Annotated in this window: 19 protein-coding genes; 9 read left to right on the top strand and 10 right to left on the bottom strand. The window is 63.4% G+C overall.

Annotation, left to right across the window (positions count from 1 at the left end; translation table 11 throughout):
* The first annotated feature begins 177 nt into the window (after nt 1–177).
* The 4 genes from BX591_RS28210 (at nt 178) to BX591_RS28195 (ending at nt 6,320) form a co-directional block, all read left to right on the top strand.
* On the top strand, nt 178–3,174 hold the full coding sequence (locus tag BX591_RS28210) for a ribonucleoside-diphosphate reductase subunit alpha (protein WP_111934619.1): 2,997 nt from the start codon (nt 178–180) through the stop codon (nt 3,172–3,174).
* A gap of 786 nt (nt 3,175–3,960) precedes the next feature.
* Entirely contained in the window at nt 3,961–5,193 is a 1,233-nt protein-coding gene (locus BX591_RS28205) for a ribonucleotide-diphosphate reductase subunit beta (protein WP_111934618.1), read from the top strand.
* Between the two features lie 86 nt (nt 5,194–5,279).
* Complete coding sequence (locus BX591_RS28200; protein WP_111934617.1) at nt 5,280–5,606, top strand: hypothetical protein; 327 nt, start codon at nt 5,280–5,282, stop codon at nt 5,604–5,606.
* 30 nt (nt 5,607–5,636) lie between these two features.
* Nucleotides 5,637–6,320: a histone H1-like repetitive region-containing protein gene (locus tag BX591_RS28195; RefSeq protein WP_111934616.1), complete on the top strand. Its 684-nt coding sequence runs from the start codon at nt 5,637–5,639 to the stop codon at nt 6,318–6,320.
* 320 nt (nt 6,321–6,640) lie between these two features.
* On the opposite strand, the gene BX591_RS28190 is transcribed toward BX591_RS28195, so the two are convergent.
* The 10 genes from BX591_RS28190 to BX591_RS28145 form a co-directional block, all read right to left on the bottom strand.
* Entirely contained in the window at nt 6,641–7,117 is a 477-nt protein-coding gene (locus tag BX591_RS28190; protein WP_035548728.1) for an outer membrane lipoprotein, read from the bottom strand.
* Nucleotides 7,118–7,142: 25 nt separating this feature from the next.
* A complete protein-coding gene (locus BX591_RS28185) occupies nt 7,143–8,081 on the bottom strand; it encodes a carbohydrate kinase family protein (RefSeq protein ID WP_111934615.1) in 939 nt (312 codons plus the stop codon).
* A gap of 92 nt (nt 8,082–8,173) precedes the next feature.
* On the bottom strand, nt 8,174–8,674 hold the full coding sequence (gene tpx / locus BX591_RS28180) for a thiol peroxidase (RefSeq protein ID WP_035548722.1): 501 nt from the start codon (nt 8,672–8,674) through the stop codon (nt 8,174–8,176).
* Between the two features lie 82 nt (nt 8,675–8,756).
* The gene (locus tag BX591_RS28175; RefSeq protein ID WP_111934614.1) at nt 8,757–10,097 is read right to left on the bottom strand and encodes a zinc-ribbon and DUF3426 domain-containing protein; all 1,341 of its coding nucleotides are present in this window, start codon (nt 10,095–10,097) and stop codon (nt 8,757–8,759) included.
* A gap of 48 nt (nt 10,098–10,145) precedes the next feature.
* The gene (prmA, locus tag BX591_RS28170) at nt 10,146–11,048 is read right to left on the bottom strand and encodes a 50S ribosomal protein L11 methyltransferase (RefSeq protein WP_111934613.1); all 903 of its coding nucleotides are present in this window, start codon (nt 11,046–11,048) and stop codon (nt 10,146–10,148) included.
* Nucleotides 11,049–11,051: 3 nt separating this feature from the next.
* Nucleotides 11,052–12,419: an acetyl-CoA carboxylase biotin carboxylase subunit gene (accC, locus tag BX591_RS28165; RefSeq protein WP_111934612.1), complete on the bottom strand. Its 1,368-nt coding sequence runs from the start codon at nt 12,417–12,419 to the stop codon at nt 11,052–11,054.
* 127 nt (nt 12,420–12,546) lie between these two features.
* On the bottom strand, nt 12,547–13,023 hold the full coding sequence (gene accB / locus BX591_RS28160) for an acetyl-CoA carboxylase biotin carboxyl carrier protein (protein ID WP_111934611.1): 477 nt from the start codon (nt 13,021–13,023) through the stop codon (nt 12,547–12,549).
* Between the two features lie 69 nt (nt 13,024–13,092).
* Nucleotides 13,093–13,548, bottom strand: a complete 456-nt coding sequence (gene aroQ / locus BX591_RS28155; RefSeq protein ID WP_006051861.1) for a type II 3-dehydroquinate dehydratase — start codon at nt 13,546–13,548, stop codon at nt 13,093–13,095.
* Nucleotides 13,549–13,742: 194 nt separating this feature from the next.
* Nucleotides 13,743–14,291 (bottom strand): TlpA family protein disulfide reductase, encoded by a 549-nt coding sequence (locus BX591_RS28150; protein WP_111934610.1) that lies wholly within the window; start codon nt 14,289–14,291, stop codon nt 13,743–13,745.
* A 9-nt stretch (nt 14,292–14,300) separates the two neighbouring features.
* Nucleotides 14,301–14,954, bottom strand: coding sequence for a UDP-N-acetylmuramate--alanine ligase (locus BX591_RS28145; RefSeq protein ID WP_111934609.1), 654 nt, complete (start codon nt 14,952–14,954; stop codon nt 14,301–14,303).
* A 207-nt stretch (nt 14,955–15,161) separates the two neighbouring features.
* Here BX591_RS28145 and mpl point away from each other — a divergent pair, with 207 nt between their 5' ends.
* The 5 genes from mpl to mtgA all read left to right on the top strand — a co-directional run bounded on the left by mpl (nt 15,162) and on the right by mtgA (nt 21,242).
* The gene (gene mpl, locus BX591_RS28135; protein WP_111934607.1) at nt 15,162–16,556 is read left to right on the top strand and encodes a UDP-N-acetylmuramate:L-alanyl-gamma-D-glutamyl-meso-diaminopimelate ligase; all 1,395 of its coding nucleotides are present in this window, start codon (nt 15,162–15,164) and stop codon (nt 16,554–16,556) included.
* A complete protein-coding gene (locus tag BX591_RS28130) occupies nt 16,553–17,155 on the top strand; it encodes a YqiA/YcfP family alpha/beta fold hydrolase (RefSeq protein ID WP_111934606.1) in 603 nt (200 codons plus the stop codon). Before mpl ends, BX591_RS28130 begins: the two co-directional genes overlap by 4 nt.
* A gap of 305 nt (nt 17,156–17,460) precedes the next feature.
* Complete coding sequence (locus BX591_RS28125) at nt 17,461–19,611, top strand: ribonuclease catalytic domain-containing protein (RefSeq protein WP_111934605.1); 2,151 nt, start codon at nt 17,461–17,463, stop codon at nt 19,609–19,611.
* Nucleotides 19,608–20,471: a shikimate dehydrogenase gene (gene aroE / locus BX591_RS28120; RefSeq protein ID WP_111934604.1), complete on the top strand. Its 864-nt coding sequence runs from the start codon at nt 19,608–19,610 to the stop codon at nt 20,469–20,471. Before BX591_RS28125 ends, aroE begins: the two co-directional genes overlap by 4 nt.
* A 48-nt stretch (nt 20,472–20,519) precedes the next feature.
* Nucleotides 20,520–21,242, top strand: a complete 723-nt coding sequence (mtgA, locus tag BX591_RS28115) for a monofunctional biosynthetic peptidoglycan transglycosylase (protein WP_111934603.1) — start codon at nt 20,520–20,522, stop codon at nt 21,240–21,242.
* Nucleotides 21,243–21,413: the final 171 nt, after the last annotated feature.

Here is a 21,413-nt window from a genome sequence, read left to right as displayed (position 1 = left end):
GCGACGCATACGACGAAGACCGTTTTCAATTCGAATCAGGCTTCGTCACCGTCGCATCCCGCCAAGCGGCTCAGCCAGCCCCTTTCCTGCACCCCATCGCTTGCGCACGCGGCGGCGCAGCGTTCGTTTTAATCCGCGGCAATCACCGCACCATTTCCAGGACCAGGAGCTTTGCACATGCAAACCACCGACAACGCGACGACCCGCTACGAGGGTTCACCGACCGGCCAGGCCTTCGGCCAGGCACAAGGCGCACAGGCGCTCGCGCCGCAAGCGACTCTCGCCGACTACAAGGTGATCCGCCGCAACGGCGGCGTCGTGTCGTTCGAGCCGTCGAAAATCGCTATCGCCGTGACGAAGGCATTCCTGGCCGTCAACGGTGGTCAAGGCGCGGCCTCGGCGCGCGTGCGCGAACTGGTCGAGCAACTCACGCAGAACGTGGTGCGCGCGCTGGTGCGCAGCCGCCCGAACGGCGGCACGTTCCATATCGAAGACATTCAGGATCAGGTCGAACTCGCGCTGATGCGCGGCGGCGAGCACAACGTCGCGCGTGCTTACGTGCTGTATCGCGAGAAGCGCACCCAGGCGCGCGGTCACGACGAGCAGATCGTTGCCAGCACGCCGGGCCTGAACGTGACCGACAACGGCGTCACGCGTCCGCTGGACATGGCTGCGCTGCGCGGCATCATCGAATCCGCTTGCGCGAACCTGGGCGACGCCGTGAGCGCCGACCCGATCATCGCGGAAACGGTCAAGAATCTGTACGACGGCGTGCCAATGAGCCAGGTCTACGACTCGGCGATCCTGGCTGCCCGTACCATGATCGAAAAAGACCCGGCGTACAGCCAGGTCACCGCGCGCATCCTGCTGCACACGATCCGCCGCGAGATCCTCGAAGAAGAAGTCACGCAAGGCGAAATGGCTAACCGCTACGCCGAGTACTTCCCGCAGTTCATCAAGCGCGGCATCGGCGCTGGCCTGCTCGACGACAAGCTCCAGCAGTTCGACCTGAAGCGCCTGGGCGCCGCGCTCGACAACAGCCGCGACCTGCAATTCGGCTACCTCGGTCTGCAAACGCTGTATGACCGTTACTTCCTGCATCACGACGGCGTGCGCATCGAAATGCCGCAGGCATTCTTTATGCGTGTCGCGATGGGTCTGTCGCTGAACGAGATCGACCGCGAAGCGCGCGCCATCGAGTTCTACAACATCCTGTCGAGCTTCGACTTCATGTCGTCCACGCCGACGTTGTTCAACTCGGGCACGCATCGCTCGCAGCTGTCGTCGTGCTACCTGACCACGGTCGACGACGACCTCGACGGCATCTACGAAGCGCTGAAGGAAAACGCGCTGCTGTCGAAGTTCGCCGGCGGCCTGGGCAACGACTGGACGCGCGTGCGTGCGCTTGGTTCCCACATCAAGGGCACCAACGGCAAGTCGCAAGGCGTCGTGCCGTTCCTGAAGGTCGTCAACGACACGGCCGTGGCCGTGAACCAGGGCGGCAAGCGCAAGGGCGCGGTCTGCGCGTACCTGGAAACGTGGCACCTGGACATCGAGGAATTCCTCGAGCTGCGTAAGAACACCGGCGACGACCGTCGTCGCACGCACGACATGAACACGGCGAACTGGATTCCCGACCTGTTCATGAAGCGCGTGATGGAAGGCGGCGACTGGACGCTGTTCTCGCCGTCCACCTGCCCGGACCTGCACGATCTGTTCGGCGCTGAATTCGAAACGGCTTACACGGCTTACGAAGAGAAAGTCGCGCGCGGCGAAATCAAGCTGTTCAAGAAGCTGCCGGCGGCGCAACTGTGGCGCAAGATGCTGGGCATGCTGTTCGAAACCGGCCACCCGTGGATCACGTTCAAGGATCCGTGCAATGTGCGCTCGCCGCAACAGCACGTCGGTGTCGTCCACTCGTCGAACCTGTGCACGGAAATCACGCTGAACACCAGCGACGCCGAAATCGCCGTCTGCAACCTGGGCTCGGTGAACCTCGTCGCCCACCTGAAGGAGCAGGCCGACGGCACGCTCGTGCTCGACCACGACAAGCTCAAGCGCACCATCAGCGTCGCGATGCGCATGCTCGACAACGTGATCGACATCAACTACTACGCGGTCGCCAAGGCGCGTAACTCGAACCTGAAGCACCGTCCGGTCGGTCTCGGCATCATGGGCTTCCAGGACTGTCTGCATCTGCTGCGCACCCCGTACGCGTCGCAAGAGGCGGTCGCGTTCGCCGACACGTCGATGGAAGCGGTCTGCTACTACGCTTACTACGCGTCGACCGAACTGGCGCAAGAGCGCGGCCGTTACTCGAGCTACCGCGGCTCGCTGTGGGATCGCGGCATCCTGCCGCAAGACTCGGTGAAGCTGCTGGCCGACGCACGCGGCGGTTACGTGGAAGTCGATTCGAGCGAGTCGATGGACTGGACCGAGCTGCGTTCGCGGATCGCCCAGTACGGCATGCGCAACTCGAACTGCGTCGCGATCGCGCCGACGGCGACGATCTCGAACATCATCGGCGTGTCGGCTTGCATCGAACCGACGTTCCAGAACCTGTATGTGAAGTCGAATCTGTCGGGCGAATTCACGGTGGTCAACGACTACCTGGTGCGCGACCTGAAGGCGCGCGGTCTGTGGGACGAAGTGATGGTCGCCGACCTGAAGTACTTCGACGGCACGCTGTCGCGCATCGACCGGATTCCGGCGGACCTGCGCGCGATCTACGCGACCGCGTTCGAACTCGATCCGGTGTGGCTGGTTGAAGCGGCCTCGCGTCGCCAGAAGTGGATCGACCAGGCGCAGTCGCTGAACATTTACATGGGCGGCGCGTCGGGTAAGAAGCTCGACGAGATTTACAAGCTCGCCTGGGTGCGTGGTCTGAAGACGACCTACTACCTCCGCACGATGGCGGCGACGCACGTCGAGAAGTCGACGGTGGCGCACGGTCAACTGAACGCGGTGAGTTCGGGTGGCGGCGAAGGTTCGGGTGGCGCGGCTGGCGGCGCAGCGGGTGGCTTCGGCGCGAACGGAGGCGGCGCGACGCCGGGCGGCTTTCAGGCTGCAGCGGCCACGGCAGCAGTCGTCGAAGCAGCGCCGGAAGCGGATGGTCCGGTCTGCATGATGCGTCCGGGCGACGCAGGTTTCGACGAGTGCGAAGCTTGCCAATAAGCGGTGCATCAGCGCTGCTGGTGAGCGCGAAGCAGTTAGCGGGATCGTTGCTTGCTGACGGGTCGTAGGTAGTGACCCGAATGCGATGAAGCAGTAGTGAAGTCGACGAGCGGCGCGGTTGAGGAAGTCGAAGCCGCGCCGCTCGTCGACGAACAGTGAAGTAGGACCGGCGACTGAAGTCGCGAGGCGCCGGGTCGATGGAAACTCGGCGACACCCGAGTGGTAGATCAGCAGTCAGTAGTCAGCAGTCGGCAACACCCGACGAAGCGCGCGGCACAGCGTGCTTGAGCAAACGCTTCGATCGATGGGCCGATCAACGCAGCCGGCCCGATGCATCGCTCGACACGACATTGAACTTCACTTCGCTTGCGCTGACGAACCGAAAGGCGTGGGCGCGGACGCAAGCAGAGACAGACGAACGCAAGCAATGCAGACGTGTAGCAGAGAGTCGCGGCAGCAACGCGAGACCTCTGCGAAGCAACGCGAAGCGCAACACAACGAGCAACGCGACACAGCAAAACGTAACCGCGAAATGCTGCGAACGCACTCCGCGATACAGATAGATAGAGCAGCGAAACGTCGCATCGACACGTTGCTCTTCGAGCTCGCGAAGCACCTCGACGACACACGTTCAACACGCTTCACGCGAGGCGACTCACAGAGTCTGTTGAACAAAGTGTTGTATGAACGTAGCAACGCGAATCGAAAACAGGATTTTTCATCAGCGAACTCTTTTATCGCTCGTGAAAAGATGGTACAAACCGTTCTAAATTGATGGTGACATTTATGCTTAACTGGGATGACGAGATCACTGCCGTACCTCCCTCGAGCGGCGCGCAACAAGATGTGTTGCGCAGCGCTGCGGGATCGGCTGTCGGTTCGCAAGTCGGAATGCGTTCCGCTCCTCATGCTCCCTCGGATCGAAACGTCTTCGCTCCTCAAGATGTTTTCGAAAGCGGTATCGCCGCGGCTCATGCTGCTGGAACGGCTGCCGTTTCGGAAGCGCGGGTCAACGTCGCCGACAAGCGCATCATCAACGGCCAGACCGACGTCAATCAACTGGTGCCGTTCAAATACAAGTGGGCCTGGGAAAAATACCTGGCGGGCTGCGCCAACCACTGGATGCCGCAAGAAGTGAACATGTCGCGCGACATCGCCTTGTGGAAAGACCCGAACGGTCTGACCGAAGACGAGCGCCGCATCGTCAAGCGCAACCTGGGCTTCTTCGTGACGGCCGATTCACTGGCCGCCAATAACATCGTGCTGGGCACCTACCGCCACATCACGGCGCCCGAATGCCGCCAGTTCCTGCTGCGCCAGGCGTTCGAAGAGGCGATCCACACGCACGCTTACCAGTACATCGTCGAATCGCTGGGCCTCGACGAAGGCGAAATCTTCAACGCGTATCACGAAGTCGGCTCGATCCGCGCGAAAGACGAATTCCTGATTCCGTACATCAACGTGCTGACCGATCCGGGCTTCAAGACCGGCACGCTCGAGACAGACCAGACGCTGCTGCGCTCGCTGATCGTGTTCGCCTGTGTGATGGAAGGCCTGTTTTTCTACGTCGGCTTTACGCAAATCCTGGCGCTCGGCCGTCAGAACAAGATGACCGGCGCGGCGGAACAGTACCAATACATCCTGCGCGACGAGTCGATGCACTGCAACTTCGGCATCGACCTGATCAACCAGATCAAACTCGAAAACCCGCAACTCTGGACGGCGGAGTTCCGCGCGGAAATCCGCGAGATTTTCCAGCAAGCGGTCGAACTCGAATATCGCTACGCGGAAGACACGATGCCGCGCGGGGTGCTCGGCCTCAACGCGTCGATGTTCAAGAGCTATCTGCGCTTCATCTGCAACCGCCGTTGCCAGCAGATCGGTCTCGATCCGCTGTACCCGAACGAGGAAAACCCGTTCCCGTGGATGAGCGAAATGATCGACCTGAAGAAGGAACGCAACTTCTTCGAGACGCGAGTGATCGAATATCAGACTGGCGGCGCGCTGACCTGGGAGTGATCCGGGTTCGTGCCGCAGATGCATTCATTGATGGGGATGCCGCAGGCCTTCGCCGCGGCAATTTTGGTTAGGAGCAGAACCGCCTGATGCAAAGCTTGCCCGGTGCGCCGCGTGCCTTCGCGGCCCACAAACATGACTGGCACTTTGCGAACCCTTCAGTGGGATGGGCAAACTTCCCCCCGGAAAAAGCCGTCGGCGTAATCGCCGGCGGCCCGATCAAGCAATTGCCGGCGTTGGGTTTCAACGCCGAACAGATTTGGCGCGCGGTGCCTTTCGGCACGGCGCGCCTTACCGCATTCATTAGCGTAAGCGCGCAGCACCTGCGTACGCCGATGAATAGCTCGCTTCGTAGCGCGCGCCCTGAGAAGCGTCCGCGGGAAGCGGGTTTTGACGAAGGGTGGTGTTTGAACTGACTCTCATCTGAAAACCTGAAGGAGAAAATGATGGCAACTATCAAGAAAGCAGTCGCTAAGAAACCCGCAGCCAAGAAGGTTGTAGCAAAGAAGGCTGCGCCGGCTAAGAAGGCTGCTCCGGCGAAGAAAGTCGCTGCCAAGAAAGTCGCAGTGAAGAAGGTTGCAGCGAAGAAGGCAGCACCGGCGAAGAAGGTTGCAGCGAAGAAAGCTGCTCCGGCCAAGAAGGTTGCTGCCAAGAAAGTTGCAGTGAAGAAGGTTGCAGCAAAGAAGGCAGCGCCGGCGAAGAAAGCAGCACCGGCAAAGAAAGTCGCAGTGAAGAAGGTTGCAGCGAAGAAGGCAGCACCGGCGAAGAAGGCCGCAGCGAAGAAGGCTGCACCGGCTAAGAAGGCTGCTGCGAAGAAGGCTGCGCCCGCCAAGAAGGCTGCCGCGAAGAAGGCTGCGCCTGCTGCGAAGAAGGCTGTTGCCAAGAAGGCTGCGCCGGCTGCCAAGAAGGCCGCTCCCGCGAAGAAGGCTGCACCGGCGAAGAAGGCTGCACCGGCGAAGAAGGCTGCCGCTCCCGCGAAGAAGGCTGCTCCTGCGAAGAAGGCTGTCGCCAAGAAGGCTGCACCCGCACCCGCAGCGACGTCCGTCACGAGCGCAGCACCGGCAGCGACGGTGAAGACCGCGCTGAACCCGGCAGCAGCATGGCCGTTCCCGACGGGCAGCCGTCCGTAAGCGGTGGCTTGAGCTTGAGAAGTACTTCGACACATCGCGCGATGTGTCTGGTGATCGAGTAGCGCTTAAGCTTGTGTTGAGAGCGCTACTCGGTCAGGGTCCCGTTGCTGGTTTCCGGCGACGGGATTTTTTTTTGCCTGGAGCGTCGGCCTCGAGCGTCGGCGTCGACCGTTAGCCGGGTGCCCGGCGCGCTGCGTTTGCTCAACGTCGCGGTCCGAAGCAAAACCCGCAGGCGAAAAAAAACGCATGCACAGGGGAGGGCATGCGTGTGAGGTCGCCGCGGCGGTGGCCTGAGCCTTGCCGCGCGAGAGGGGAAACTTTTAGTGCGTGACGCGCGTCACGCCGCCGCTCGACAGGAGCCGTACGCGGTCGCCGGCGCGGAAGATTTCGCCGGTAGCGCTTTGCGTGATGGCGCGCATATCGCCGTTATCGAGTCGCACGGTAATCTCCAGGCCGTCATGCACCGCGACGCCGTTCTCGACCGCATTGCCGGCCACGGCACCCGCGAGGCCGCCGATGATGCCCGTGACGATCGAACCGCGTCCGCCGCCCAGCGCACTGCCGGCCACCGCACCCAATGCGCCGCCGCCGATTGCGCCGAGGCCGCTCGGCTGACCGTTGTTCGAACTGATCTTGACGGCGCGCACGCTGTCGACCGTACCCATGCGGACCGTTTCTTCGCGCTGCGCTTGCGACGCCGTATAGACGTCGGCGGAACTGCTGTTATACGCACACCCCGACATGGCCAGTGAACCGGCGATCAAGGCGGCCACGACCAGGCGACTCGTTGTTCTCATTCCCTAACTCCAATAGCTTTCGGTATTACGGCAGGTCGTATCCGAACGCCTGCTTGAACCGTTCGTTGATCTCCGCCCGCGTGGGCGCGTAGTTTTGCGGGCCTTGGCATTCGATCTTCAGCGCGCCCATCAGGCTCGCGAGACGCCCCGTGGTCGCCCAGCCGAGCTTGTTCTCGATGCCGTACAGCAAGCCGCCGCGAAACGCGTCGCCGCAGCCTGTCGGATCGAGGACCTGCTGTGCCTTTACCGGCGGAATGTCTTCGATGCCGCCCACATGATGGATCTGCGAACCCTGCTCGCCGAGCGTAACGATCAGCGCTTCGACCTTGCCGGCGATCTCTTCGATCGACCAACCCGTTTTGTTGCTCACCAGCTTGGCTTCGTAATCGTTGACAGCTACGTAAGTAGCAAGTTCAATCATGCGCCGCAGTGTCGCGCCGTCGAACAGCGGCAAACCTTGACCCGGATCGAAGACGAACGGCACGCCCGCAGCGGCGAGGTGCTCCGAATGCTGGACCATGCCGTCGAAGCCGTCGGGCCCGACGATCGCCAGCGTGATGCCTTTTGCTTCGTCGGCGCGGTTCAGATGCGACTGCATCATCGCACCCGGATGGAACGCGGCGATCTGGTTGTTCTCGAGGTCGGTGGTGATCATCGCCTGGGCGGAATGCGTGTCCGGCACCACCAGCACGTTTTCCGTCGACAGGCCGAGCGCCTTGAAGCGGTCCATGTACAACTGCGCGTCGACCGCGCCGAGCGTGCCCATGATGCGCGCGTCGCCGCCCAGCAGATGCAGCGAGTAAGCCATATTGCCCGCGCAGCCGCCGAACTCGCGGCGCATGGTCGGCACCAGGAAACTCACGTTCAGAATATGGACCTGCTCCGGCAGGATGTGCTCCCGGAAGCGGCCTTCGAAAGTCATGATGTTGTCGTAGGCGAGCGAGCCGCAAATCAGCGTAGCCAAGGCGAGGATTCCTGTGAAAACAATAAAGAAACGCGCGACGATACGACAGCGCCGCGCATGAAGCGCGGCGCCGGGGTTCGTGCGCGAAGGTTTTACTTCAGCGCGGCGAGGGCTGCGTCGTAGTTCGGCTCGTCCTTGATCTCACCGACCAGCTCCGCGTGCACGACCTTGTCGTGCTCGTCGAGCACCACCACGGCGCGCGCCGTCAGGCCCGTCAGCGGGCCGCTCGTCACGTCGACACCGTACGCTTGCGCGAACTCGTGGCCGCGGAACGTGGACGCCGTGACGACGTTCTCGATACCTTCGGTCGTGCAGAAACGCGACGCAGCGAACGGCAGGTCGCCCGACACGACGATCACGGCTGTGTTGGTCAGCTTCGCAGCGGCTTCGTTGAACTTGCGGGTCGACGTTGCGCAGGTCGGCGTGTCGAGGCTCGGGACGATGTTCAGCACTTTGCGCTTGCCGGCGAAATCGGCGAGCGACAGCGACTTCAGATCCTTACCGACCAGCGAAAAAGCGGGGGCGTTCTGGCCCACCGACGGGAACGTGCCGGCTACATCGATCGGGTTGCCACCCAGCGTGACTTGACTCATGTTGTGCTCCGGAAATTCGTCAGTGTTGACGATCTATACGACGGTGAATGCGCCCGATCGTGGCCGGGCGCGCGAGGATGCGTTACGGATAAAAAATCTGTACGCGGAAATTGGAGGCGACCGCATTGCCGGTGTCGAGATGCACGATCATCGTCTGCGTGCTGCGGGCCGGCAGGCCGGCCGCGATCGGCGTGCCGGGCGGGACGTAGTCTTGCGGCCACAGCACGCGGCGCACGGCGACATTGTTCTGGTCGTCGAGCAGCGTGAGTTCGATGGCGGGGTAGGCCAGCGCCACATTGAAGCGGTTGCGCAGCGGCATCTTCAGTTCGAGCTTGTGCGGGCCGTCGATCTGCCGCAGATCGGACGGTTCGACCTGCAAGCCGTCGATGTCGTGCGGCGGCGTGACGAGGCAGCCGAGTTGCGCGCAGGCTTTCGCGTAAAGGGTTTGCGTGCTCGGGAAGTAGACCAGCACGGTTTCGCGCTGCCACCAGGCAAGTTGCGCGAGCAGCGCCAGCACCAGCAGCACGGCGACCACCGAACCGGCGATGATCCAGCCCAGGCGCCGGGGCTCGACCGGGCGAGTTTCGCGCACGACCGGGAACGGATCGACGCCGTCGTTCACCGGGTGGACAGAGAACGGCTCGCCACTGGAGGCGGCCGCAGCGCCGGAGAAGGCCGTTGGGTCGTCGGTTGACGAGGCGGAGGGGTGGGCGCTCGAGGCGCCGAAGCGCGCCGTCGTGCCGCGGCCGGCCTCGGCCTCAGCCTCGATGGTCGCGGCGCCGGCTGCCGCGCCTACACCAGCCCCTGCGACAAAACTGGCCGCGTTAAAACGCGGCTCGTTGTCCGGAATGCCATGCAGACTGGCCGACTCGGGCAGAACGGGTTCGTCCAACGAAGGTTCGGAAGACCGATCGGTCTTGTGCCAAACCCGCGGCGCGTCTTCAGCCGGCGGCTCGGTGTGGTAGGCGAACGGTTCGAGCGGCGCGTCGGCGAGCACCGGTTCCTCGTCAGGCGGAACCGGCGTGCTGGCGGTGTTCGGTGGAAGATCGGGTTCGGGCGCGTGATGCGGCGTGGCCGCTACGCCCGCGCCGGTGGAAACCGGCGAGAGTGGCACGTTGTGGGTGTCGTGCAGCAGGCGATTGTCGACCGCGGCGTCTGGCGTCGGCGCCCACGGATCCCACGCTTCGGCGCTGAAATCAGGGGCCTTGGCGCGAACGCCGGATAGCGCTTCGATCGCGGCGGCGGCTTCGACCGGTTTGGCGGTGGAGAAGTCGCCGCCTTCGGTGACGTCGAACAGACTGCTCGAAGCGTCGAATACTTCATGGCAATGCCCGCAGCGCACGAGGCCGCGGCGCAACGCGAGCTGCGCCGGTTGCAGGCGGAAGACGGTTTCGCAGAAAGGGCAACGCGTTGCCAGGAGCATATTGAGCCGATAAGCCGCAAGGCCGTTGGTTGGACAATACGCCCTATTCTAATGGCTTTCGCGGCGCGTTCCCGACAGACATACCCAACCTTCGTGTTCGCGCCATACCCCGATATCGATCCACTGTGCGTAGACCTGCGCGACTTCGTCCGCCTGGCGCGCCAGAATGCCGGACAACGCGATCTTGCCGCCCGGCTTGACCTTCGACGCCAGCATCGACGCCATCAGCTTGAGCGGGTTGGACAGAATGTTGGCGACCACGATGTCGAACTCGCCGCTCGGGCAGGCGTCCGGCAAACCGTACGTCACGTCCGCGCGGTTGCGCTCGCTGTTCTGGCGCGCCGACTCGACCGCTTGCGGATCGATGTCGATGCCGAACACCGGATGCGCGCCGCACTTCTGCGCGAGGATCGCGAGAATACCGGAGCCGCAACCGTAGTCGAGTACGGACTGCCCGGCCTGCACCGATTGCTCGAGCCATTCCATGCACAAACGCGTGGTGGGATGGCTGCCGGTACCGAACGCGAGGCCCGGGTCCAGCTCCAGTACCAGCGCTTCGGGGTCCGGCGCGTCATGCCACGACGGCACGACCCAGATGCGCTCGCCGATCTTGATCGGATCGAACTGCGACTGCGTGAGCCGCACCCAATCCTGGTCTTCGACTTCCCGCACCGTGAACGACGGCGCGGTCGCGAGGCCGATTTCATTGGCCGCGGCGGTCAGCAGCAGCGCCGGGTCGTGCTCGGGCGCCAGCAGCGCGATCACGCGCGAACGTTGCCACGCGCTGCGATCCGGCGTGAGACCGGGCTCGCCGAACAGCGGCTGCTCGTCGGGGGTGTCGGCGTCCGCATCTTCCACCGACACGGACAACGCGCCCAACTCGAGCAGCGCGTCGGAAAATTCTTCCGCGTGCTCGCGTGGCAGCTCGGCGATCAGTTCCCGGTAGCTCATGACTTACGCTTCTTCCGGTGCGGCCTGCTGCTTCGCGGCCAACCGGTTTTCGAGGTAGTGAATGCTCGTGCCGCCTTCGACGAACTTGGCGTCCAGCATCAGTTCGCGGTGCAACGGGATGTTGGTCTGAATGCCTTCCACGACCATTTCCGACAGCGCGATCCGCATCCGGTTGATTGCCTGTTCGCGCGTCGCGCCATAAGCGATCAGCTTGCCGATCATCGAATCGTAGTTCGGCGGAACGAAATAGCCGTTGTAGGCGTGCGAATCGACGCGAATGCCGGGGCCGCCCGGCATATGCCACGAGGTCAAACGACCCGGCGACGGCGTGAACTTGAACGGATCTTCCGCGTTGATCCGGCATTCGATCGCATGACCCTTGAACACGATGTCGCGCTGACGGAAGGCGAGCTTCTCGCCGGCCGCGATGCGGATCTGTTCCTGCACGATGTCGACGCCCGTGATCAGTTCGGTCACCGGGTGTTCGACCTGCACGCGCGTGTTCATTTCAATGAAGTAGAACTCGCCGTTTTCGTACAGGAACTCGAACGTGCCCGCGCCCAGATAGCCCATCTTCTTGCAGGCGTCCGCGCAACGATCGCCGATCCGTTCGATCAGGCGGCGCGCGATACCCGGCGCCGGCGCTTCTTCGATCACTTTCTGGTGACGGCGCTGCATCGAGCAGTCACGCTCGCCGAGCCACACCGCGTTCTTGAACGAGTCGGCGAGAACCTGAATTTCGATGTGCCGCGGGTTCTCCAGGAATTTCTCCATGTAGACCTGCGGATTGCCGAACGCGCGGCCGGCTTCTTCGCGCGTCATGTTGACCGCGTTGACCAGCGCCGCTTCGGTGTGGACCACGCGCATGCCGCGGCCACCACCGCCGCCGGCGGCCTTGATGATGACCGGATAGCCGACCTGGCGGGCAATCTTCACGATCTCTTTCGGATCGTCCGGCAACGCGCCTTCCGAGCCCGGCACGCACGGCACGCCGGTCTTGATCATGGTCTGCTTGGCCGTGACCTTGTCGCCCATCATCCGGATCGTTTCCGGGCGCGGGCCGATGAAGGTGAAGCCGGACTGTTCGACGCGCTCGGCGAAGTCGGCGTTTTCCGACAGGAAGCCGTAGCCCGGGTGGATCGCTTCGGCGTCCGTCACTTCAGCCGCGCTGATCAGCGCCGGCATGTTCAGGTAGCTCAGATTCGAAGGCGCCGGGCCGATACAGACCGCCTCGTCGGCGAGCTTCACGTATTTGGCTTCCTTGTCGGCTTCCGAATAGACGACGACGGTCTTGACGCCAAGCTCGCGGCACGCGCGCTGAATGCGAAGCGCGATCTCGCCACGATTGGCAATGAGGATTTTTTCAAACATAGCGGTTTTTCGACTCATCAATGGGCGCCCGGCCGGTCACGGTGCAGGCTGCCTCAGAGGATCGGTCGCGCGCCCCGGGAGGGCGGACGCGCGGGCGGCGGGCGCAAAAAGCGCAAAGCGTGCCGCGTTAGCCGACCACGAACAGCGGTTGGCCATACTCGACCGCCTGGCCGTTATCGACGAGGATTTCCTTCACCACGCCGGCTTTGTCCGACTCGATCTCGTTGAGCAGCTTCATCGCTTCGATGATGCAGATCGTCTGGCCTTCCTTGACCGTGTCGCCCACCTGAACGAACGGCTCGGCGCCCGGCGACGGCGCGAGGTAGAACGTGCCGACCATCGGCGACGTCACCACGTGACCTTGCGGGACGACCGGCGCCGGCGTAGCCGGGGCGCCCGCCGCTGCAGCCGCGGCCGGCGCTTCGCCGCCCTGAGCCGGAGCCGGCTGCGCGTATTGCGGCGCATACGAGGCGGACGGTTGCACGTAAACCGGCGGCGCGTTCTTGACGATGCGCACCTTGCCTTCGCCCTCGGTCACTTCGAGTTCGGAGATACCGGACTCCGAGACGAGGTCGATCAGAGTTTTCAGTTTACGTAGATCCATCAGGAAGCCCCTTTCAATGCGTAAAGTGCCGGCGCATACGCAGCCGGCGCAAATTAGACGTGTATGGAATCAGCCGCGCGACGAACCGGCGGCGAGCCGGTCGAGCGCGAATTCGAGCGCGTACAGATATCCCTTCCAGCCGAGGCCGCAAATCACGCCTTCAGCCTGGTCGGAGAAATACGAGTGATGCCGGAACGGTTCGCGACGATGCACGTTCGACAGATGAATCTCGACGAACGGGATGCCGACCCCCGCCAGTGCGTCCCGAATAGCCACGCTGGTGTGCGTGTACGCGGCGGGATTGATCAGTATGAAATCGGTTTTTTCTGTCCGGGCGGATTGGATGCGATCCACCAGAGCGCCTTCATGGTTGCTCTGGAACGACGCCAGTTCGACGCCTGCGTCCGCAGCGCGGTCCGCCAGCGCCTGATCGATCTGCGGCAAGGTCACGCGACCGTAGACCTCGGGTTCCCGGGTACCGAGAAGGTTGAGGTTGGGTCCGTGCAGTACCAGCAGTCGCGTCATGGTCGCTTCTTTTTCCGTGGAATTGGGCGCACTTTAGCGCTGATTAGAGAAACTTGTCTAGTTTCCCGCACGTAAAGAGCGACGCTGACGTAAATTCGCCAACACGCTGGGCGCCCATCTTCTCTCAAATTCACGCGATTTGTGCCTATTTTTGCGCGTACCGGCAGGAATCGAGCGTTAAAAGAATGTGAAATTTAAAGCGCGTCGAGGGTCTGCCGGAGGGCTTCCGGGTTGATTTGGCCTAATTTTGTCGAGCGGACGTTGCCGTTGGCGTCGATCACGACGGTGAACGGCAGGCCGCCCGCATTGTTGCCGAAGGCCCGCGCCAGGTCGGCGCCGCCGAAGCCGGTAATGTAGATCGGATACGCCACCTTCACCTTTTGCAGGAAGGCCTGGACGTTTTTCTCCGAATCGACGCCAAGTCCGACGAACTGGATCCCTTTCTTCGCGTAATCGCGCTGAAGTTGCGACAGCGCCGGCATTTCCTCGACGCAGGGGCCGCACCACGACGCCCAGAAGTTGACGACGATTGGGTGCCCTTTCAGCAAACTTAGCGACTGTGGCTTGCCTTCGACGGTGGTGACCGGCGCGGCCCACAGTTGTTCAACCGCACTCGGCGCGGCCGCGGCTTGTGCCGCGTGGGCGACTTCGCTGCCGCCGCTGAACCAGTGGTTGGCCAGCACGCCGCCGCAGGCGGCCACGATCGCGACAAGCGCACCTGCCAGAATCCGTCTCGTATTCATAATGTCAGTCTAATTAGTAGAAGGGGTGGCTTCACTGCTATCGAGCAGCGTTTGAACCGCCTGCAGATTCGCCCGGGCCGTGCGGCCGCGCGCGTCGGCGCGTACCGCGCCGCGCAGGTCGTCGGTTTCGTAGAGCGCGACGTGGATGCCGACCGGCTCCGCCTCGCGCCCTTCATTTGCCGGGCGCCACAGGAAGCTCAACGTTTCGACATAGTCGCGTCCAGCGAAATGCCGTGTTTCGGAGACGTCGTACTGAATGTTGGCGTTCAGGAAGTAGATCGCGACTTCTTTCGGGTTGTCGCAGAACACCTGCAGGTGAACGTCCGAATGCTCGCCTGCCGTGCCGCCGAGCACCGCGCCGGTCAGATACGGATTGAACGGCGCGAGCCGCTCCATCCAGTCGATCGCGACACGGCGCAGGCGCCGCAGCAGCAACGGCTGGCTGTCGCCCTGAAAGAGCGACTGGTATTCACGGATTTCTTCTTCGATCTGGTCGTTATCGGGTAGCCATTCGCCGGCAACACGGCTTTCGCCGACTACCTGCCGGGCCGCTTTGCGCTTGGCCGTGGCGTAGTCGAGACCGTCTTCGGCGATCATCCGGGCAGCCGCGATTGCGATTTCTTCGCGCACGCGCTGGGGATCGAAATGTGATTTGCGGACCATCCGGCAATCATACTAGAGATTGATGGCGCGACTTTCCGCCACCGGGCGCCGCGCCGCGATGCTGGCCGAACGGCCGGCCCCGCGTAGGGCGATCGGGAGCCGTCGGTTACAATAGCGTCCTTCGCAGACGGCCGCTTCGGCATCGTTCCGGCCGTTCTTCTGCACTCCCATCCCACGCAAAAAACGCCCGCGCGGCACGACAGGCTTATGCACATCCACATCCTCGGTATCTGCGGCACGTTCATGGGCGGTCTCGCGGTCCTCGCACGCGGAGCGGGTCATACCGTGACGGGCTGCGACGCCGGCGTCTATCCGCCCATGAGCACGCAGCTCGAGGCTCAGGGCATCGGCCTGATCGAGGGTTACGACGCTGATCAATTGAACGGCCTGAACGCGGACCTGTTCGTGATCGGCAACGTGGTGTCGCGCGGCAACCCGCTGATGGAAGCGATTCTCGACCGCGGCCTGGCGTATGTCTCCGGTCCGCAGTGGCTCGGCGAGCACGTGCTGAATGGCAAATGGGTACTGGCGGTGGCCGGCACGCACGGCAAGACCACCACCAGCTCCATGCTGACCTGGCTGCTGGAAGATGCCAGCCTCAATCCGGGCTTCCTGATCGGCGGCGTGCCGTTGAATTTCGGCGTGTCGGCGCGGCTGACCGATTCGAGCTTCTTCGTGATCGAGGCCGACGAGTACGACACTGCCTTCTTCGACAAACGCTCGAAGTTCGTCCATTACCGTCCCAAGACTGCGGTGCTGAACAACCTGGAATTCGATCACGCCGACATCTTCCCGGATCTCGCCGCGATCGAAACCCAGTTCCATCACCTGATCCGCACGGTGCCCGGCATCGGCCGGGTCGTGACGAACGGCCGTGAAGATGCGTTGGAGCGTGTGCTGACGCGCGGTTGCTGGAGCGAGGTGGAGCGTTTCGGTGTGCAAGGCGGCTGGGAAACGCTGCCGGCGGAAAACGGCGTACCGGTCGACGAGCGTTTCGCCGTGTATCACAACGGCGCACGCGTTGGCGAGGTCGAGTGGCAGGTGCAGGGCGAACACAACCGCATGAATGCGCTAGCCGCGATCGCCGCCGCGCGCCATGTCGGCGTGCCGCCGGCGCAGGCGGCGCGGTCGCTGGCGAGCTTTCGCAATGTGAAGCGGCGCATGGAAGTGCGCGGCAGCGTCGATGGTGTGACCGTGTACGACGACTTCGCGCATCATCCCACCGCGATCGGCACGACCGTGGCCGGCTTGCGCGCACGCGTCGGCCGCGCCAACACGCGGATTCTGGCCGTGCTGGAGCCGCGCTCGAATACCATGAAGCTGGGCGTGATGAAGGCGCAATTGCCGGCCAGCCTCGCCGACGCCGACCTCGTATTCGGCTACGGCGCGGCCGCCGGTCGCGACGCGCTCGGCTGGAACCTCGGCGAAGCGCTCGCGCCGCTCGGCGGCAACGCGCAGGCTTTCGACAATCTGGACGCGCTGGTCAAAGCCGTGGTTCACGCCGCGCGCCCCGGCGACCAGATTCTGGTGATGAGTAACGGCGGCTTCGGCGGCGTGCATCAGAAGCTGCTCGACGCCCTTTCCGCGCGAGGCGCTTCGTGATTCTTTATCTGCACGGTTTCCGTTCCTCGCCCAATTCGTTCAAGGCGCGCGTGCTGGCGGCGCGTCTGGTCGAACTGGGCCGCAGCGAGGAATGGTGCTGCCCGATGCTGCCGGTGTCGCCGTTCGAGACGGTGGCGCTGGTCGAATCGCTGGTGGCCGCGGCCGGTACGCAGCGCGTCACGGTGATCGGCAGTTCGCTTGGCGGTTATTTCGCCACGTATCTGGCGGAAAAACACGGCTGGCCGGCGGTATTGTTGAACCCGGCGGTGGTGCCGCAGCGCGACCTGAGCGCTTATCTCGGCGAGCAGCCGTTGTGGCACGGCGGCGGCAGTATCGTGGTCGAGCCGCATCATCTGGACGAACTGCGCGCGCTTGGCGTCGCGTCGATCACGCAGCCCGAACGCTATTATTTGATGGCTGCCACCGGCGACGAAGTGCTCGACTACCGCGAAATGCTCGCGCACTATCCGGGCGCACGCACTACGCTGATCGAAGGGAGCGACCACGCGATCAGCGAGTTCGCGCAATACGTCGACGAGGTGCTGGCCTTTTGCGACGCGGAAGACGTCGAACCGCCGGCGCCGCGCGAGGCCGCCTGAGTCTGGGCGGTCCGGCGAACCGGCGAACCGGCGAACCGGCGAACCGGCGAACCGGCGAACCGGCGAACCGGCGAACCGGCGAACCGGCGAACCGGCGAACCGGCGAACCGGCGTGCGACAGTAAGCCGCCTGCCGCGTTGCACAAACAGTTTCAACCAGGATTCAACCCAGCTTCAACCCGCCGGCGCGCGCATCGCGCCGCGGATCCACTACCACGAACACGTTGCCGTGCCGCGCACGCAAGTGACCGATCGCCGAACCGGGTCGGACGCGCCGGCAGATGCAAGTCAGAACGAGAGTATTGAGTGAACGTTTTCTTCGAGGAATCGGGCAGTTTCAAGGCGGGCAGCGTGCTGTCGCGCCAGGGCGATGCTTTTCAGGTCGAGCTGCCGGGCGGCCGGCGCGCCAAGGTGCGCGCCAAAGACGTGTTGATCGAATTCGAAAAACCGGGTGCAGCCGAGCTGATGCAGCAAGCCGACACGGCCGCGCAGGAGATCGATCTCGACTTCCTGTGGGAGTGCGCGCCTGAAGACGAATTCCCGTTCGCCGCATTGGGCGCGGAATACTTCGGCGAAGGCTTCGGTGCGACCGAGCGTGCCGCCCTGGTGCTGCGCCTGCATGGTTCGCCGGTGTACTTCCGGCGCAAGGGCCGCGGCATGTATCAGCGCGCGCCGCAGGAACAACTGAAGATGGCGCTGGCCGGCCTCGAGCGCAAGCGCCAGCAGGCGCTGGTGCAAGCGGGCTACGAAGACGAGCTGAAGGCTGGCCGTCTGCCGGAAGGTTTCACCGGCAGCAAGGCGCTGGGGCTGCTCACCAAGCCCGACAAGAACACGATCGAATACAAGGCGCTCGAAGCCGCCGCTGCGGCGCGCGGTATTTCGCAGGCGCGTCTGATGCTCGACAATGGCGCGATTCCGTCCGCGCGCGCGCTGCACGAGGCGAAATTCCTGTCGGAATTTTTCCCGCACGGCACGGGATTCCCGCCGGTCACGGTCGGCAGCTTGCCGGAAGATCTGCCGGAAGCCGACGTGCAAGCCTTCTCGATCGACGACATCACCACCACTGAAATCGACGACGCGTTCTCGGTCGAGCATCTGGGCGACGGCCGTTTGCGGATCGGCGTGCACATCGCCGCGCCGGCGCTCGGCATTCAGCGGGGCGACGAGGTCGACGAGATCGCGCGCACGCGCCTGTCCACCGTCTATATGCCGGGCGACAAGATCACCATGCTGCCCGACAGCGTCGTCGAAGCGTTCACGCTGGCCGAGGGCGGCCTGCGTCCGGCGCTGTCGCTGTATGTGATCGTCAATCGCGAAACGCAAGAAATCGTCGCGAGCGAAACGCGCGCCGAGCGCGTGTTCGTCAAGAACAACTTGCGCCACAACACGCTCGACGAGCTCGTTACCGAAGAGGCGCTCGCCGCCGGCACCGGCGAGTATCCGCACAAGGAAGACATCGCCGTGCTGTGGCCGTTCGCGCAGGCCTTATTCGAAAAGCGCCAAGCCGCGCGCGCCGGTTACGGTCTGCGTCGCGAGGTGCAACGCAATACCGACTTCAACTTCTACGTGGAAGGCGAGCACATCACGATCACGCCGCGTCGGCGCGGTTCGCCGCTCGACACGATCGTCGCCGAGCTGGCGATTCTCGCCAACTCGTCGTGGGGCGCGTTCCTGCACGACCACGGCGTGCCGGGCATCTATCGCACGCAGCGCGCGTTCGGCGCGCCGACCGGCCCGAAGCGCACCCGTATGCAGACCAACGCCGCACCGCATGAGGGTCTCGGCGTCACGCAATACGCGTGGAGCACGTCGCCGCTGCGCCGTTACGTCGACCTGGTGAATCAGTGGCAATTGATCGCCTGTGTGCAGCATGGCGTGACCGCCAAGCTGGCCGCGCCGTTCAAGCCGAAAGACGCCGATCTGTTCGCCGTCGTGCAAGGTTTCGACGACACCTACAGCGCGTACGCCGATTACCAGCGTCGCATGGAGTACTTCTGGTGCCTGCGCTGGCTGAAGCAGGAGAATCGCAAGCAGGTGGTGGCGTCGGTGGTGAAGGGCGATCTGGTGCGTCTCGAAGAGATTCCGTTGTTGCTGCACGTGCCGGGGCTCGGCGTGCATGCACGCGGCACGCGTCTGCAGATGGAAGTCATGTCGCTCGACGAACTGACTGTCGAAGCGTCCGTGCGTCTGCTGCATGTGCTCGACGCGCCGGCCGTGACCAGCGGCAGCGAGGCTGAAGAAGCCGAGGAAGCCGACGAGAGCGAAGAAGAGATCGTCGACGCGCCGGACGAGAGCGCCGAAGGCGAAGCCGAGGCTCAGGCCGAAGCGGAGTTCGACGGCACCGAGGCGAGCGCCGGGGGCAAAGGCGACGCGGACGGCGCCAGCACGACCGATTCAACCGCCGCAACCGCAGCAACCGACGCCGCCGACCAGCACATCGCGGAGCCGGGACGATGAGCGCAACAGATTCGCTCGATCGTTACGCGGTGATCGGCAATCCGGTCGGCCACAGCAAGTCGCCGTTCATCCACGGGCGTTTTGCCGCGCAGACCGGCGAGCCGGTCGAGTACGGTCACCTGCTCGCGCCGGTGGACGCGTTCGTGCCGCACGTGCGCGCGTTTGTCGAAGCGGGCGGACGCGGTCTGAACGTGACCGTGCCGTTCAAGCTCGACGCGCACGCCTTCGCCGACACGTTGTCGCCGCGCGCGGCCGCTGCGGGCGCGGTGAACACCTTGCGTTTCGACGCAAACGGCGTGTATGGCGACAACACGGACGGCTTCGGCCTCGTGCGTGATATCGAAGTGAATCTCGGCGTGCCGTTGAAGGGCGCGCGCATTCTGTTATTGGGCGCGGGCGGCGCCGCGCGCGGCGTGGTGCTGCCGATGCTGGACCGCGCGCCGCATACGCTGACCATCGTCAACCGCACGGCGGCCAAGGCTGAGGCGCTAGTCGACCAGTTCGCGCAGGCCGCGCGCGAGGCCGCGTGCGGTCTGAGTGGCGGCAGCGCGCGAGCGATCGAGGCGGGTGCTTACGACGTGATCGTCAACGCGACGGCGGGCAGCCTGGACGCCTCATTACCGGAGTGCGACGACCGCGCGTTTGGCGGCAGCACGTTGGCTTACGACATGATGTACGGCGCGCAGCCGACGGTGTTCATGGAGCACGCGCGCAAGCTGGGCGCGCGCGGCGCGGACGGCTTGGGCATGCTGGTCGAGCAGGCGGCCGAATCGTTTTACGTGTGGCGCGGTGTGCGGCCAGACGGCGCGCCGGTGCTGGCCGAATTGCGGGCGCTGCTGAGTGCGCCCTCGCACGCCTAGGGCGGGCGTTTCATCTTGTCGATTTCACCGATGCAAGGACGGAACACGATGACAGCGACGCGGCGCGTAGGCCGGCCAGGTCCGGTGCGATGGATGTTTTATCTGGGCGCGGTCGTGGCGATTGCGTGGCTCGCGACGCAGGCGTTTTATTTCGCACAGATTGCGGTGTGGAACTCGGTTAATCCTTCCTCGACGGCTTTTATGCGGTCGGATGCGTGGCGGTTGTCGCAGGATCGGCCGGATCTCGCATTGCAGCATACGTGGGTGCCGTATGAGCAGATTTCGCATAATCTGAAGCGGGCGATTATTGCTTCTGAAGATGCGAATTTTGTTAATAATAACGGGTATGAAACCGATGCGATTTTGCAGGCTTGGGAGCGGAATAAGGCCAAGGGTAAGATTGTTCGCGGTGGTTCTACTATTACCCAGCAGTTAGCGCGAAATCTGTTTTTGTCGCGGGAGAAGAGTTATATCCGGAAAGCGCAGGAGCTTATTATTACCTGGATGCTCGAGACCTTGATGGATAAGCAGCGCATATTTGAGATCTATCTCAACTCCGTTGAGTGGGGGAATGGGGTTTATGGGGCTGAAGCTGCGGCTCATTATTATTATAAAACTTCAGCCAGTAAGTTGACTGCTGGGCAGTCGGCCAGGTTGGCGGTTATGTTGCCGCAGCCTAAGTATTTTGATGAGCATCGGGGGTCGGGGTATTTGGCGCAGAGGTCGAGGGTTATTGCGCGACGGATGGGGGCGGCTGAGTTGCCGGATTAGGCGGGGTGGTGCCTGGCGGCGCTTGGGTGGTGGTTTTGTGGGGTTGGCCTTTCCTTGCTTTCTTGGTGGTCTATTAGCGTTGCCCCTGTGCGGGGCAATGCTCTCAACTTAAGCCTAAGCCCCACCGCATCAAGCGAGTTTGTACGCGAGATGGAAGTGCGGTTTGGCTTT

The sequence above is a fragment of the Paraburkholderia bryophila genome, assembly GCF_003269035.1.
GTDB lineage: Bacteria > Pseudomonadota > Gammaproteobacteria > Burkholderiales > Burkholderiaceae > Paraburkholderia > Paraburkholderia bryophila.
Note: the sequence above shows the minus strand (reverse complement) of the source record. Positions and strands in the feature narration are given on the sequence as shown.

Coding starts and splice junctions, on each gene's coding strand:
- BX591_RS28210 (WP_111934619.1), top strand. CDS start 178: ATGCAAACCACCGACAACGCGACGACCCGCTACGAGGGTTCACCGACC.
- BX591_RS28205 (WP_111934618.1), top strand. CDS start 3,961: ATGCTTAACTGGGATGACGAGATCACTGCCGTACCTCCCTCGAGCGGC.
- BX591_RS28200 (WP_111934617.1), top strand. CDS start 5,280: ATGCAAAGCTTGCCCGGTGCGCCGCGTGCCTTCGCGGCCCACAAACAT.
- BX591_RS28195 (WP_111934616.1), top strand. CDS start 5,637: ATGGCAACTATCAAGAAAGCAGTCGCTAAGAAACCCGCAGCCAAGAAG.
- BX591_RS28190 (WP_035548728.1), bottom strand. CDS start 7,117: ATGAGAACAACGAGTCGCCTGGTCGTGGCCGCCTTGATCGCCGGTTCA.
- tpx (WP_035548722.1), bottom strand. CDS start 8,674: ATGAGTCAAGTCACGCTGGGTGGCAACCCGATCGATGTAGCCGGCACG.
- BX591_RS28175 (WP_111934614.1), bottom strand. CDS start 10,097: ATGCTCCTGGCAACGCGTTGCCCTTTCTGCGAAACCGTCTTCCGCCTG.
- prmA (WP_111934613.1), bottom strand. CDS start 11,048: ATGAGCTACCGGGAACTGATCGCCGAGCTGCCACGCGAGCACGCGGAA.
- accC (WP_111934612.1), bottom strand. CDS start 12,419: ATGTTTGAAAAAATCCTCATTGCCAATCGTGGCGAGATCGCGCTTCGC.
- accB (WP_111934611.1), bottom strand. CDS start 13,023: ATGGATCTACGTAAACTGAAAACTCTGATCGACCTCGTCTCGGAGTCC.
- aroQ (WP_006051861.1), bottom strand. CDS start 13,548: ATGACGCGACTGCTGGTACTGCACGGACCCAACCTCAACCTTCTCGGT.
- BX591_RS28150 (WP_111934610.1), bottom strand. CDS start 14,291: ATGAATACGAGACGGATTCTGGCAGGTGCGCTTGTCGCGATCGTGGCC.
- BX591_RS28145 (WP_111934609.1), bottom strand. CDS start 14,954: ATGGTCCGCAAATCACATTTCGATCCCCAGCGCGTGCGCGAAGAAATC.
- mpl (WP_111934607.1), top strand. CDS start 15,162: ATGCACATCCACATCCTCGGTATCTGCGGCACGTTCATGGGCGGTCTC.
- aroE (WP_111934604.1), top strand. CDS start 19,608: ATGAGCGCAACAGATTCGCTCGATCGTTACGCGGTGATCGGCAATCCG.
- mtgA (WP_111934603.1), top strand. CDS start 20,520: ATGACAGCGACGCGGCGCGTAGGCCGGCCAGGTCCGGTGCGATGGATG.